At 55.3% G+C, this 14,637-nt stretch carries 8 protein-coding genes; 4 read left to right on the top strand and 4 right to left on the bottom strand.

Features of this window, described 5'->3' with window-relative positions; translation table 11 throughout:
* Positions 1-84: 84 nt before the first annotated feature.
* Complete coding sequence (locus ABE456_RS07430) at positions 85-336, bottom strand: hypothetical protein (RefSeq protein WP_346643342.1); 252 nt, start codon at positions 334-336, stop codon at positions 85-87.
* Between the two features lie 264 nt (positions 337-600).
* Between ABE456_RS07430 and ABE456_RS07425 the strand changes: the two genes are divergently transcribed.
* Positions 601-1,878, top strand: a complete 1,278-nt coding sequence (locus ABE456_RS07425; protein WP_346643341.1) for a flavohemoglobin expression-modulating QEGLA motif protein — start codon at positions 601-603, stop codon at positions 1,876-1,878.
* Positions 1,879-2,540: 662 nt separating this feature from the next.
* On the opposite strand, the gene ABE456_RS07420 is transcribed toward ABE456_RS07425, so the two are convergent.
* A complete protein-coding gene (locus ABE456_RS07420) occupies positions 2,541-2,768 on the bottom strand; it encodes a hypothetical protein (protein ID WP_346643340.1) in 228 nt (75 codons plus the stop codon).
* A 726-nt stretch (positions 2,769-3,494) separates the two neighbouring features.
* On the opposite strand from ABE456_RS07420, the gene ABE456_RS07415 reads away from it, so the two are divergent.
* The gene (locus ABE456_RS07415; RefSeq protein WP_346643339.1) at positions 3,495-3,893 is read left to right on the top strand and encodes a hypothetical protein; all 399 of its coding nucleotides are present in this window, start codon (positions 3,495-3,497) and stop codon (positions 3,891-3,893) included.
* Between the two features lie 293 nt (positions 3,894-4,186).
* Here the strand turns inward: ABE456_RS07415 and ABE456_RS07410 are convergent, their stop codons facing one another.
* Both ABE456_RS07410 and ABE456_RS07405 read right to left on the bottom strand, forming a co-directional pair.
* Positions 4,187-4,414, bottom strand: a complete 228-nt coding sequence (locus ABE456_RS07410) for a hypothetical protein (protein ID WP_346643338.1) — start codon at positions 4,412-4,414, stop codon at positions 4,187-4,189.
* Between the two features lie 946 nt (positions 4,415-5,360).
* A complete protein-coding gene (locus tag ABE456_RS07405; protein WP_346643337.1) occupies positions 5,361-6,176 on the bottom strand; it encodes a hypothetical protein in 816 nt (271 codons plus the stop codon).
* A 2,364-nt stretch (positions 6,177-8,540) separates the two neighbouring features.
* On the opposite strand from ABE456_RS07405, the gene ABE456_RS07400 reads away from it, so the two are divergent.
* Together ABE456_RS07400 and ABE456_RS07395 are read left to right on the top strand one after the other, a co-directional pair.
* Positions 8,541-12,623 carry a P-loop NTPase fold protein gene (locus ABE456_RS07400; RefSeq protein ID WP_346643336.1) on the top strand — a complete coding sequence of 1,361 codons (4,083 nt, stop codon included), beginning with the start codon at positions 8,541-8,543 and terminating at the stop codon, positions 12,621-12,623.
* A 101-nt stretch (positions 12,624-12,724) separates the two neighbouring features.
* Positions 12,725-14,518, top strand: coding sequence for a hypothetical protein (locus ABE456_RS07395; protein ID WP_346643335.1), 1,794 nt, complete (start codon positions 12,725-12,727; stop codon positions 14,516-14,518).
* The last annotated feature ends 119 nt before the right edge of the window (positions 14,519-14,637 follow it).

Here is a 14,637-nt window from a genome sequence, read left to right as displayed (position 1 = left end):
GCTAAGTGTTTAGCCCCGGAGCATCTGGTTCAGGCAGTGTTAAACATTGGGTATACGGCGCAAGCCATTACCTGCACCGCATCACTACTCCATGGCCGAGCATTCCACCCGCAGGAACGGGAAAAGCTCGTCTGGATTCCGGCACTCACTGTTCAGCTTCAGGCGTGCTGCTTCTGCGAGCGACCTGGTCGGGTAGCTTGGCTTCAGCCGTAACTTTTCTTGGTTGTCGTAGATGTCGAAGCCACCTGACACGGTCGCCGCATAAAAGCGAGCGCCTGATTGGAAGGATTCTTTTTCTATTGGCACCGCAGGAACGATAACAAATCTCGATTGCATATTTCGTGCCCCCCCGACTGATACCTTAGTATTAGCCTGAGGATTGAAAAGCATCAATATGACTCATCGAGACGAATCAGTGACGCGGCGTGTCACCCGTGTTCGGCATGGGCTTGCTGTTGCGCAGAAGGCTCAACGCTCAAGCGCAACGCAGCCCCTGTGGCAGCGGGCGCGCCCGCGCACAATCCAACACGGTGCATGGCACCGGCTGATCGGCAACAACTAAGCTGTAGCGATGAAAGCCGGTCTCTCAAGGACTTCTGCATGAGTGCTGCATCGCTTCCCGAACTCGATTGCGCATTGCCCGGGCTGGCTCGCAAGATCCGCGTGCTGGAGGCACTGGCCTGGCCGGACGGCGTAGAACAGCAATTCCTGACGCAATGGCGCGCCGGTAACGCGCAATTGCCCAAGGTGGCGCTGCCAGCGCGCGACCACAGCGCCGACATTGCCGCACTGGAAGCCTTTATCAGCAAGTGTGACCAAGGCCACCCGGCCGGGCACTTCCTGGCCACAACTGCGCGCAGCTATGCCACCGCCGGGCGCATGCTGGGGGCCATCGGCACGCCCGCCTTCACGCAGTATTCGTCGGCACTGTACCGCCGCCCGGACTTTCTTTACCCCAGGCAAAAGCTGACCATGCTCGATGCGGCCCGTTTCTTCCTCAGCACCACCGACGCCCTGCTTGGCGGAGACCAGATTCCACCGAGCGAAGCCGATATTCCGGCCGAGGCATTCGCCGCCTGGATGCAGCCGGAGCTGGACCGCTTCTTCGGTGCCGGCCAGGTCCGCATCGTGCTGGACCCGACCCTGGCGTCCAAGGCGATTGCCGGTAGCAGCCGCATCCGGCTGCGGGCCAGCGCCCTGTTCAGCGAGCTGGACAAGCAGCAACTGTTGCAACACGAAGCCTTCGTGCATGTCGCCACTGCACAGAATGGTGCCAACCAACACAACCTGAAGAGCCTGGGCCTCGGCGCACCGCGCACTACCCAGACCCAGGAAGGCATTGCCACACTGGCCGAGTTGTTCACCGGCAGCATGGACATCAATCGCTTGCGCCGCGTGGCCCTGCGCGTGCTTGCTGTGCAGCAGGCACTGGATGGTGCGGACTTCATCCAAGTGTTCGAAGGTTTCCTGGAGGCCGGCCAATCGCCAGAAGAGTCCTTCCGCTCCACCCAGCGCATTTTCCGCGGCGCCGACCTGCGTGGCGGCTCGGCCTTTACCAAGGACGCCGCCTACCTGACCGGCTTGCTGGGCGTGCATACCCTGCTGCGCGTGGCGATCCGCGACAACCGCCCGGAGCTGGTCGGCCACCTGTTCGCAGGGCGCATGAGCCTGGCCGATACCGTGCGCCTTGCGCCACTGTTCGAGTCCGGCTGGCTGCAAGCACCCACCTATATACCCGCCTGGGCCAGCGACATGCGCCGCCTCGCCGCCAACCTGGCGTTCTCGGCCTTCATCGCCCAAATCAGGCTGGACGTGCTCGACCTGCAGATGTTCTTGGCCTTTGCCGACGAGCACGAAGTGGATGCCAGTGCCCAGTGATCTACAGCCATCACTGCTCCTGTAGGAGCGAGTTCACTCGCGAACACGGGTGAAGCCGGAGCCATCCACTGCGTCGCCTGTTTCGCGGGCACGCCCGCCCCCACAGGTACTGCGCTGGCTTCGAATTGGCGCTGTACGTGTAGGAGCGGCTTTAGCCGCGAACACCGGCGCAGCCGGTGCCATCCACCGCGCTGGATTCTTTGCAGGCAAACCCGCACACAAACTACGCCTGCAAACTCAGCTCTTTGCGCGACATCCCAGCCTGCCGCAGGTGCAGCACAACCTCAGGGCTTGCGCGGCCCCTGCAGGAAGTCGCCCAGCCCTTCGAGCTGCGCTGTCGTGCAGAGAACTGTTGCTGCCAGGCGCGCCGCGTACCCTGTGGAAGATCACCCAGCCCTTTGGGCTGCGCTGTCGCGCAGAGAACTGTTGCTGGCAGGCGCGCCGCGTACCCTGTGGGAGCGGGCGCGCCCGCGAAGAATTTAACGCGGTGCATGGCACCGGCTGCGCCGGTGTTCGCGGGCTTGTCGTGGCGACGAACCGCTGCGATGGGCTGCGCAGCAGCCCCATACCCCGACCTGGCTGGAGTAACCCACCAGCAGCCTTCAGCAGAGGGGGCCAGCCGCGACGACAATATCTGGCCCACCGCTCATCAATGATCCTGCCTAACTCTCAGGGTCCTGGCCGTTTCGCTCCATCACCTTCCCACACTGCTCACTGGCCAACCGGCTAATTATCCGAATCGCCTGATGAATCCCTGCCGTGTTGCGAAAGCTCAGTCGCGGGTTGTGTTCGCACTCCAGCATTTCGTCGTGCTGGACCAGGGCCTCGCCTAGTAGTTCGAGGGTCCAGGCATAGCTTTGGATGGTGGATAGATGTTCTTGGTCAGACATGGCGGGCCTCCGGTTGGGCAGAGACAAATAGGGATTGGCTGACGGTGAGGTTACGGAGGGCAATAGAGGTAAAACGGTGGAGAACGGATGCGAGGATCCTGGATGGACTTGAGATAAGCATGCATGAGGCTCCAAGTTTCAGTTGGAGCTGCCACGATCCTTCCTACGGGATTGGGTGGCAGCTGAGTGTGGGGTAGGAATACCGGGAAACTTGGAAACCCGGCCAGGCCGAAGCCTGCCCACACACAGCCGCCATGACACAGCACGGCAGGCACAAAAAAAGCGCCAGCTGTGGTGCAGGGGCGCCTAGTGCGTGCGCCAAGTTTACCAACGGGTTCCTACGCCCGGTCACGGAATTTGCCGTGACGGGGAAATTTAGCCTCACACTTGTCGGCAGCGCAAGTTTAAAACTTGTAGGAAAATGATACGTAAAATGTAAGAAGATCGAAGAAAAATACGAATTTGACGGGTTTACGCGCCCCCGTGTAGGAGCTGGTTTGTCGTGGAGACGAACCGCTGCGATGGGCTGCGCAGCAGCCCCATTCACCTACCCGACAGGAGTAACCCACCTAGCGGCCTTCAGCAGATGGCCAACCAGCGGGCTCGCTAGGGAGCATGGGAATATCGCTAGCTGGTCACTTTCGAGGGGTGCCCTCAAATTTCCTCAACAAAATCATTTGCTCAGCCACCTATAATGGCGGTTTGCCATTTTTAGGTGGGTGACTAATGAAACGGACTCTTCTAGCCGCGATGCTCTCCATCGCAAGCATCGCAGCAAACGCAGAGGATGCGCCGCGTCATCACAACTTCAACTTCAGGGTTCACGGCCTTGGCAACGAGAAATGCCCCACAATTCTATCGGTCAGTGCCTCAGACCAAATCCGACTCAATGACTATGCTCGCGGATTCATCACCGGGGTGAACGTTTTTTCCAAAGTAGCGCGAGTAAACCCTTATAGCCCGAAGAAAACTGTGGGAGACCTCGAGGGTGATATCCCTATGATCGACGAGGGGGTACGCAACGCCTTTGTCAGGAACTGGTGCGTGACACACCCATCGGACGACTACCAGCAGGCCCTAACCGCGTGGGTAGAGCACATTATCAATACCTCTCCTCCTTGGTGACACCGAATGTCACTTGGGCCACTTACCTTTGACACCCAATACAAACCAGAGCATTAGGGCCACTGAGTACCCTCCTCGGCCAAGATCTCAACCATTATTCTTCGCAGGCTGAGCTGCGAGCCCCCATCACGCAGGAGGGAGCCGCGAACACCGGCGCAGCCGGTACCATCCACTGCGATGGGCCGCACAGCAGCCCCATAGCCCTACCCGACAGGAATAAACCACCAGGCGGCATTTAGCAGAGGGCCAGCCGCAACGATCACATCTGGCCCGCCACTCATCAACGATCGTGCCTAGCTATCCAACTCCTGCCCATTTCGCTCCATAACCTTCCCACACTGTTCACTGGCCAACCGGCTGATAATCCGAATCGCCTGATGAATCCCAGCCGTGTTGCGAAAGCTCAGCCGCGGGTTGTGTTCGCACTCCAGCATTTCGTCGTGCTGGACCAGGGCCTCGCCTAGTAGTTCGAGGGTCCAGGCATAGCTTTGAATGGTGGATAGACGTTCTTGGTCAGACATGGCGGGCCTCCGACTGGGCGGAGACAACGCAGGACTGGGTGACGGTGAAGTCAATGGGGGCCGCCGAGAAACGACGGTGGAGAACGAATGCGCGGCTCATGGATGGACTTGAGATAAGCATGCATGCGGTCCTTTTCGATTGAAGCACCACGCTGACCGTCGCCAAACGGTTAGGGTGGCAGCTGTACGCAGGTTGGCGAACCGAGGAAAAGGAACTCGGCAGACCCGAAGGTCTCCCACGCACAGCCGCCATTACACGAAACTGCGGACGCAAAAAAAGCGCCTGCAATCGTGGTCGGGGCGCCGATGCGCCTTTTCGTTCGGGTCGCCAAACCCGGTCGCGGAATTGGCCGCGACTGGAGCAAGGTATCGCTGTGGGGGCTCTAAGGCAAGGTTGTTCTTTGTACGAGTTGTCGCGGAAAGCTGTAGGCAAAAGTCAGCCAAGAGGCGAGTTGAAGCTAGGCAACCTGAAAAATACCAATTGAGCCCGTTGCGGAGACAGACGGAAGTAATTTGGTCGTGAAACCCCAGTTCTCGCGGGGCTGGAAATTGGTGGATACTTAGCCGTATCTCACAAGGTATCTACAAATAAATAAGTTAGTTATGGCTTTCAGTGGAATCGAATTTGGAATCTGTCTGTAAAAACTTGTTTGCCACTGATGAGCTGGAGTTTTTTGGGGGGCCTGCACAGAGATTATCCTTTCACGATTGTCCACTCGAGAACGGCAGCAACCGCCCCGTAGATGCCGCTGCAAATCGGTTTAGTTAATTTAGATTGACACCTCAGTAAGGAGGTTAGGCCCGATACAATAAAATGCCTATTTAAGTCCACGCGGTTCGATAGCTGTCCGTAACCAATCTGTTTCGTATATAGCCGAGGTCGATGCGACGATGGTATTGAGGAATTCTTAGCAGAGACGAAGATGGCTACGGCCACTGAATGGATTCACTCCCCCGAAGCACCGACTTCAGGTTTTTGGGCTAACTGATCCCCGAGGTCCCGATTTGGCCGGCGGAAGGCATCGCGTTCCTGCGAGCTAAGCGCAGCGAAGGCCTCGAACACTTGCCGATGTTCCGAGACAAATCTGCGGAACTGGATAAATGGGAAATCACGTGTGAGCCACCAGACGCGCTTGAAAAGCTGTCGCCTCAATTCGGGAGTGACCTGAAGATAGTTGGAGTGAAACCTGCGCGGGCTGCCATGGTCGGGCACGTCGATCCAGTAGCCTTCTCCTCGTTCCGGGCGTGTTCCGAAGAATTTGATCTTCACGTAGCCGTGGCCGTCGAACCGCTCTCCGGTTTCGATTTCATCTCCAGCATAGGCATATACCAAGGTCATCGGCTGAACGGGATTGATCTCCAGCTTGTCGGAATGCCAGCACGCTGTTTCCTGCCGGCTCTGTAAGGAGTAGCCGTAACCCACAAGTGCATAGCGCTTGCTCAAGACCTTGGTCCGGAGGGAAAAGACGTGCACATGATCTCGATTGGCTGGAAGGCTGAGATACATACCCAGGAAAATCGCCCGACGGTCAAGCAGTCGCCGCAGCTGCGGAGTTGCCGTCAGAAGTTCGATGAGCAGCGTCAGCAGCAGAGCGAATATGGCCGTTGCGAGCGGCACGAAATAGCGCGCGATATCCAGGTCATCGTATTTGCCGAAGTAACTGGGGAACCACAGCTTGATCTGAGGCGACAACACGACCGCCAGCCAGGCAGCAAAGCCCAACGCGACCAGACGCTGCAGTGCTGACCACGGACTACCCATGAACCTCCTTGACGCAAGCTAGACCAGAAGGCGTTCCGCCGTTCGTCGAAGCACTGCCTCGTCGATTCGCTTGATGACCCGAACCGGCTTGCGCCGGCTGCTTCGATCGAGGATACGCACGCGTCCATAGTTGCGGCCCGGGTGCGCAATCACGGCAAGACACATTTGATCGTACTCGATGGCAATGCTGTCGTCCAAGGCGATAGCCGCGAGCGCTTCGTCACAGATGGGGAAGCTGCGCGCGATCGACAGTTTGATGGACTCATTAATGGGATTACCGTCCCGGATCCGGTCCCTAGAAGGGTCGAGTGACGTATCGATGCTATGGCATCGAGCGGAAGTAGAACGGTATCCAGCCCCGCCGCGAGAAGGATCTCCGCGGCCTCAGGATCGAACCAGAAATTGAACTCCGCCGCTGCGGTAGCGTTGCACGGGCAGGCTGGAAAACTGCGAACCGTTAAGTCAAAAACACGCAGATCCTTAGGGAAAAGGCAGGCACAAAAAAGCCCGCACATGGCGGGCCTCTCTTGGTGCCAGGTAGCGAGAAATCGCCATAGGCCAACTTATTCTGGTGCGGAGACAGGAATCGAATAACACATGGCACAGCCTGTTATTGCTAGCGTGCGCCATCCAAAAAGCTAAAGCGTATCCCTAAACGTATCCCTAAATCGAAATTCACCCAAATGCCCAGTGACCCTCAGACTTTCTGAGTGACGAGTGCAATCAACGGCATGAGGACGAAAAAAAGACCGGCCGAGATCCTGTACCTCGCCCCAATGCCGTTAAGCCAATTCTGAAAAGGCCCCTGCTGCTTTACTAACCATCCGATGTACCAAGCAAAGAGATTCATTAGTACACACATAGACAGACCAACAGACAGGACGACGGTCCAAATCGACAACCATCCCCAACCATGATCAACGACCATAGCTGGGATCTGGACGAGAAGCCCTCCTAGAATTACACCGGCCATGCAAGCGCCCAGCGAATGAGTGCCTGACAAGAGCAGGTTTGCAAGATAGGCCGTCCCGGCCAGACCAGGGCGTATCAAAAAGGCGCCGAAGAAGACCAGGCCTACAGAACCAGCCACGTTCCACAGACTAGGGCCTAACCCTTCGAGCGCCGCCATCGTCAGATACTTGCCACTCGAGTAATCAGCCGCAACGTTGGCAAGCAGCGTAAGCAGAAGCCCAAAAGCGCCCCAGGAAACGGACTCCCTCACTGCTCCTTCAAAATCCCCCCTAGACCAGAAGCCGTTACGGCCAAACCAAGCACGGTCTACAGATCTAGCTCTCAACCCCATTGGTCTACTCCCTGTCATGCATTGATAGTTTGGCCATACGCACATAATCGCCAGCGGACTACTTCAATTTAACTAGCTCAATCAGAAGATGCACGCGCAGTCGCCTGCAACGCGCCCCGTTGCAGAAATGAAATAAGGGAGCTGAAACCCTATCCCTCGAAGATGGTGCCGGATCGGTGTGGATGATGGCGGCGGTGATCGCTGACCGCGATGGCCGGCGCCGATTTGGCGATGAATTGTACGAGCAGCAGGCTGCCAAGCTGCTGGGCCTAGCGCAGGGGCCAACAGCAGGCACCGAGGCTGGCCAGTGCCCCGACCGCAATCCCCGCTGGGGCCGGGGACCCTGGGAGTATGGGCAACATACGGGGACGGAAACCCGCGCACCTACGCTAGCGGACCGAGCACCAGGTTACTGAAATTTCAATCATTGAAATCTGCCGGGCCATGAGTGAAGGAACGATTCTTGCCAATACGGTAAGGATGAGGACAGGTGTTCAAGAAGCTGCACAATTCACCCCGGTTCACCTGATTCACCAGTTCACTAAGCTGGCAGATCACCCGCTAACAAAAAGGCGCGGGTTTCCTGCCCCGTATCTTGCCTAATTTCTCAGGGTCCCCGGCGGCTTTCAGAACCCGGAGGACAAGGCCTGCCTCTGCCGCTGAAGGCATGCTCGATTGGGGGCATGGGGTCGCTGGATAACTACCAACCTAAAGCGGTGTAACATGTGTAACGGGTGTAGCGAAACCATTTAACATATTGATTTATAAGAATAAAAAGTGATGTACACGTTGATAGAGACGCTTGTTTCAGCAGTGTAACTACGGAAACGGTGTAACCGCCATAGGCTGCTATCGACCCTTAGCTGCAGGAGCGTGCCCGGCATAAAGGGCACAGCTCTATGGCGAAAGGCCAGGGGTCACCACCATATTTGTACAGCCAAGCTTCCTGTCAGAAACCAGCCAGGCTTAGGCATTCCAACCCGATGCGCTAGTAACCCGACCACGAGGTCAGTAAGCTCTTGCCAGGGTAGCCAATTGCCACAGTTTTTAGGGATGAACGAATGCAAGATCCGCGTCGCATGATGCCCGCAGTCCTGGATCGCCACATTGAACACGAAGACCAGGACGCCTTCGGACACCGCCACTATGCTCAGGCACTGCGTTGCTTGATCGAGGATGAAGGGCATCAGCCCCCGTTTAGCATCGGGTTGCTGGGCGGCTGGGGTACCGGCAAGAGTTCGGTGAAGGAGCTCTATACGCGGGCACTGGCAGACGACACCTCTACTGCTGGTGGACAGCAGCCCAGAAGTCAACGCTTCAAGAGCATCACATTCAACGCCTGGCGGTTCGGTGGAAAAGAGCAAGATATTAAACGAGCGCTTCTTCGCCACGTGTTCCTTGAACTGGGCGGAGATGAGAGCAAGCTGCAGGACGACCTGTACCGAAACGTGACTCACACCACATCAGTGCCCAAGAAGGTCAAGGAGCTTATCAAGGAGCACCTTCACACTTGGGCAGCGCCGGTGCCCGCGTTTGCGCTCGCCTTCACTGTCTACGTCATCTTGGTCATCGTCGGGCTGCTGTTCCTACCATTAGACGGCGGCATAGCCCAGGGGCTCTTCGTAACCGCAGTCAGTGCGGTTTACGCCTACCTGATTAGCGTCATGAAGCCTTCAGCAGTTAACCCATTCAACACGATCACCCGAGTGCATCTGCCGAGTGTGAGTGCCGAGCAGTACGAGGAGTTACTCCTCCAGCAGCTACGCAAATTCAAGCCCAGCAAAGACAACTCAGTGCCTTACGAGCGTCTTGTCATTTTCGTAGATGACCTTGATCGCCTGTCAGCAGAAGAGATGGTGTTGGGATTGGATGCAGTTCGCACCTTCATGGAAATCCCTACAGAAAAACTGCCCAAAAACCTGGGGCTGGTATTCGTCATCTCTTGCGATGAAGGCAAAGTGGCAGACGCACTTTTCAAGCGCAGGAGTAACCCTGAACAGCCAGGCTCGATTTTCAGTTCTGCCGATGCGCGCCGCTATCTCGACCGCATTTTCCAGTTCAGGCTGGAGATTCCGCCGCCACCACGCAATGACATGCGCCAATTCGCGCTTTCGAAGCTAAAACGCTTCCCCGAGCTCGTGCAAGATATTGCTGATAAGGGTGCTTCAGTGGAACAGATCGTGGATCGCATGATTCACGTGAACGTCACTGACCCTCGAAATGCCCTTCAGATCGTCAACGCCTTCACTCAGACCTGGTGGCTAGCCAAGACGCGGGAATTCGACGCCATTGGGAGTGACCGCCCTGGTGGTCTGCATGAGGGGGCCGTTACGAAGCACCCGATCGCACTTGGCGCGCTCAGTGCAGCACGCGTGAGCTTCCCGGGTTTCTACCGTGATCTCCAAGATGATCCTCAGCTACTGCTCCGCCTGACCAACCTCATGGTCAGGCAAACATCGCTTCATGACGAGCCTCTAGAGGCACATCACGTCCTCAAGCGATACGTTACTCAGGAAGGAGATGACAAGCCGATCCTCGTGGAAGGGTGCCGGGATCTGCGCCAGTTCTTGGCAAGCCTGGTCGGCATTAACTGGCCTGAATCTCTGCAAAGCCTTCTCTTGCTTTCTGAAGACACCGTTACTCGCCAATATGGTGCTCACGCTTCAAGGATCTACAACCAGCTGGTCTCAGGCGACACCCAAGGCTTCTTGGAAACCCTCTCGCCACGAGCAAACGAATTGTTGAGCGACGTCGAGGGGCAGTTACTACACAACATGCTCAGCGAGTTGCACCGTACTGAACAAGCACTGAAATTCAACGCGATGCGCGTGGTGGCAGACATCATTGATCGCCTGCCAGTCCGTACTCGGGAAATGGTGCTCGGCATTCTTTGCAACGATCTGGTCACCTCTCCAGAGCTTCGAACCTCTCTGGGCGTTGAGAAAATTGATCGCATCGTTAAGGCTGCCCACCCAGTGGATCAGCAGCACGTAGCTGCTGTACTCATCGACAGCCTGCTCAACGTAGATAAACCGGGCACGCTTGATCTCCCTACGGGCCAAGCGCCCAACATGGAAGAAGCCATCAACATCGCCAAGTGTGCCGCAGGCACGGCACTACACGTGCTGGATGCTCATGGCTTGCCTGCCCAACCCAAGCTAACGTTGATGAACTGGCTTACCGATCGGACAGTTACCACCGCAAAAGGCTCCCTCAAGCTGCCGTTCCTCGACTTCCACAAATGGATGGACGGTTTTGAGTTAGCGCTGCTTCCAGAGATCGGGCCGGCCTATGTGGATCAGCTGACTGCGGCCCTGCACGCGCACGAAGCGGGCGAAATTGATGACGGCCAAGCGCTGGTCGAGCTGGGGACGGAAGTTACCGTGGCCAGGGTTGATCACGTCTGGGCCCAACTGGCCGTTGAAGGTGAAGACAGCCGGCTCAAGATGTGGGCACAGATCAGAGCGGCTAGCAGTCTCTATGCGCCAGAGCCAATCAGCTGCGTGCTGAATGCAGTAGAGCAGCACCATCGCTCCGCCGAAGACAAGCAGGTTTTGGAATGCTTGAAGCTCCTGTGCAAGCGTGTCAGGGAGGTCAAACAGGAACCACTCGATTACCCGCGAGCCTTCCGCCTGCTCATCGACATCGGCGCTTCGCGGCTTCCACGCTTTGATGCCTCGCACTACCAGGCCTATGCCGATCTCTGTACAGGGCTCAGCGAAATCGAAGGTTACGAAAACGACGCGGCCACAATCCTGGAAAAATTCGTCATCCTTGATGAGGACGCGCTTGGCGAGGCTTTGGATCACTGGATCGCAACGCCGCTGGAAGACGTTCCTCCCCAGTGTCGCAAGGTGATGTTTGAGGCCTATGAGAACCTGTCTGAAGGGAACCAAGAGGCTGTAGCCACACATCTCACACAACTGACAGAAGGCACCGTGCTTGATGAGCGAGACGAGAGTCTCTACACCGACGCAGCCACTCACATTCCTATCGAACATTGGGGACGCTCGGATCTGCAGGCCCATCTCGACAAGCTTCTGACAACGCTGCCAGGGAAAGCAGATGAATGGGATACCTACCTGAAATTCCTGCTTCCGGGGTTGAGCCGCGTCATCCTGCAGGCAAGCCCAATCGTTCTGGGTCCAGCGCTGCAAAAGCTGGTTAGCAATGCCAAAGATTACCCAGAGATTTATGAGGAGCTGCACCGCACGATGGTCGGTCGTTGGCCTTCAGAGGATGTTCTCACCAGCGGCTACAGCCCGCAGGCGATGTTCACCGAGGCGCGTCTCGCTGTTACAAAGGCTCCTTGTTACGTTGGACGGAACACCCTGGCATCCCTGAACAGCATGTTGATGGACAAGATAGTGCCGCCTTCTCTGGCCACTACGCTTGTGGAAATCGCGCACTTCGTTTGGGAGCAAAGCCCAGAAGAAGCCGCTGAGTTCCTGAGCACCAGTGGCCATGAGGTGCCAGTAGAGCAAATGGCCCATTTGCCTGACTCGATCAGCTTCGGGAACGCTGATGATGTAGCTTTGCTGGAGCGTGTCTGGAAGGCTCTGACGCCCAAGCTGTCGATGCAGGAAGACTTTGAGACCACCAAGGGCGTGCTTCTCTTAGGAATGCGTGGCAACACACAAGATCCTGACCTGGCGTTGTCCCTGTGGTGTCGAGCCTTGGCCGCCGAGGCCCACGGCAATCTCAAAAAGCTTCTTCTGGATGCCGAGACGACGGATGAACACAAAGCTCGTCTGTTTAAGCAAATCGTCCGAGCTGAAGGTGGAGAGGATCACAAGGAGTCACGAGAGGTACTCTCGCTCGCGATCACCATCTTCAAAATGCCAGACAGTCCACTGAGCTGGTCTGCTGTCCATGCGTTGCGCGTTGAGATCAGTAAGCGGCTGGTAACTCATGAGGAGCGGGTCGACTTTGCCAAGCAATTGCTGAGCGAACTTCGCAACGCAGCCTCTGAGACCGCCAAGGGCCATATGGCGACTTGGGCTAAAGCGTTAGGTACTGACGCCGTTCTCAAGGAGTTAAAGCCTGCCGGGCTGAAGGAAGAAGATCTGAGCATCATTGGTAAGTTTTTCGGCGATAGCCGGACAATGAAAGGATTGGTGACTCGCTGGAACAATCGTAAGTAGAAACTTTTCTAGGTCTGAGGCTGCCCTGATGGGGCAGCCCGTTGGCTAACGTGAGTATACATAAAAAATATATGTTCAATTTTTTTGCAGGACTGAAACTTATGCGCAACAGTGATGCGAAACTGGTTACCAAGGACGAAGCCATTCAGTCAGTCTCCCTTCCCGCCAAAATAACTCTAAACCCTACCCCCAAGATCTGCCTTGTCGATGTGGAGCCTACTGTTGGTGATATATTAAAAAAACGGCTGTACGATTGTACGCCTGCGACATTAGGTGCATATGTCAATGCACCTAAGTCTAGAGCAGGCATGCAGAACCTTATAGTTCCGTTGGTTTCATTGCCCCCGAACCTTCACGAATATGACGTGGTAGTCGTTGACCTCGCGGCTAAAAATCGTGTGGACGTGAGTGAGGCTACCGCAGATTTGAAAAATGTCAGTGGGAAATCGACGTACGCTTTGTTGAGCTCCTATCCCGAACAGGTGTTCAACTCTAAAGCTTTCGGTGCTAAAAGATTCAGCAATGAGATTTCTGGGATGTTGCAAAAGGAGTCAATCCTTATAATATTCGCATCCGAGAATGAAAAAGTCGATTACGATATTGTCGAAATATCCAGTCGCGACAGCTCGGTAGTCGATCAGTCACATTGCAATACACTAGAGCTATGCGGCGGCATAGCTCAGTTTAAAAATAAGCACGGAAGAAAAATGACATTGGCAGAGACCTCATCCAGATTTAATTCTTTGCTGGGCAAATACTTGAACGGTGCTGAGTATGATGTCGTTTTCTCTCACCCAAGAGTATGGAGTAATGGGCAGCTGGTGGCCAGCAGCGAGTTCAAGCCATTACTTGTCAATGACGCAAATGAGGTCGTAGCCTACTTAACTTCTGTGGAGCAGGGATTTTTGTTTGTACTGCCTCAAATCACGAATAAGGCTGAGTTTCTCGAAGAGTTTTTCGACTCCTTAGCCGAAACTTTACCTAAGATCTTTCCTTACAATGGATTGTTTTCCTGGCTGAACGACGGAAGCTACCCATTACCGGGCGAGCAAGATCTTCTCCAACAACGCAAAATAATTGAAGAAAAATATAAAGCGGAAATCGCTGAAAATTCAATTGCCGCAGCCAGCCTGAAAGAAGAGTTCAAGTTCCTCAGAGACATGCTTTCAGAGTCGGGCGACCCTTTGGTAGAGGCGGTGCAGGAATATTTTAGATGGCTTGGGTTCTCTTCAGTAACCAGCATGGACGAACATAGTACGGATGTTCTGGAGGAGGACATACAAGTAGAGCTGGAAAATGGGTTGTTGATAATTGAGGTTAAAGGCATTGGTGGCACATCTAAGGATAAAGAGTGCGCACAGATTTCCAAGATCAAGCATCGGAGGATGGAGGAGCGCCAGGCTTTTGATGTTTCGGCTCTCTACGTAGTAAACCATCAACGCTACCTTTCTCCACGGGATCGTATCAACCCCCCCTTCACCCCGAATCAAATAAAAGATGCTATGCTCGACAAGCGCGGGCTAGTCACCACATTCCAACTCTATAACGCATATTTTGATATCGTAAGTGGATTGATTGCCAAAAAAGACATCAGAAATCAGCTACTAAAGTTTGGGCTTGTAGAGTTTTCACCTCCGGAACTATTGGAGGTCGGTGTCGCAGACGAGGTCTTCAAGAATGGGACCGTTGCAATTCTAAATATTTCAGGGTGCCGACTTAAGAAAGGGACGAAGCTGCTTGCAAAGAAAAACGAAAGTTACACCTCGACGGAAATAATCGGATTGCAAATCAACAGCGTTCATGTTGACGAAGCAGAAAATGGCGAGATCGGAGTGGAGTTGAGTAATGCCATAAAAAAGGGCTCGAAAATTTACATTACGGGCTCAAGCAATTAAGGCTGAATCATGTCTACTCCTGGCCCCTAGCTACCCATCTTTAAGGGCGGGTTTGGGTCGAGAGCGGTCACAAATGAGCGGGCTCTGTCGACCAAAACTAGTTATACGCTAACTTAACA

It is taken from the genome of Pseudomonas sp. TWI929, from assembly GCF_039673335.1.
GTDB lineage: Bacteria > Pseudomonadota > Gammaproteobacteria > Pseudomonadales > Pseudomonadaceae > Aquipseudomonas.
The sequence above is the reverse complement of the archived record's forward strand: the minus strand, read 5'-3'. Positions and strand labels throughout refer to the sequence as shown.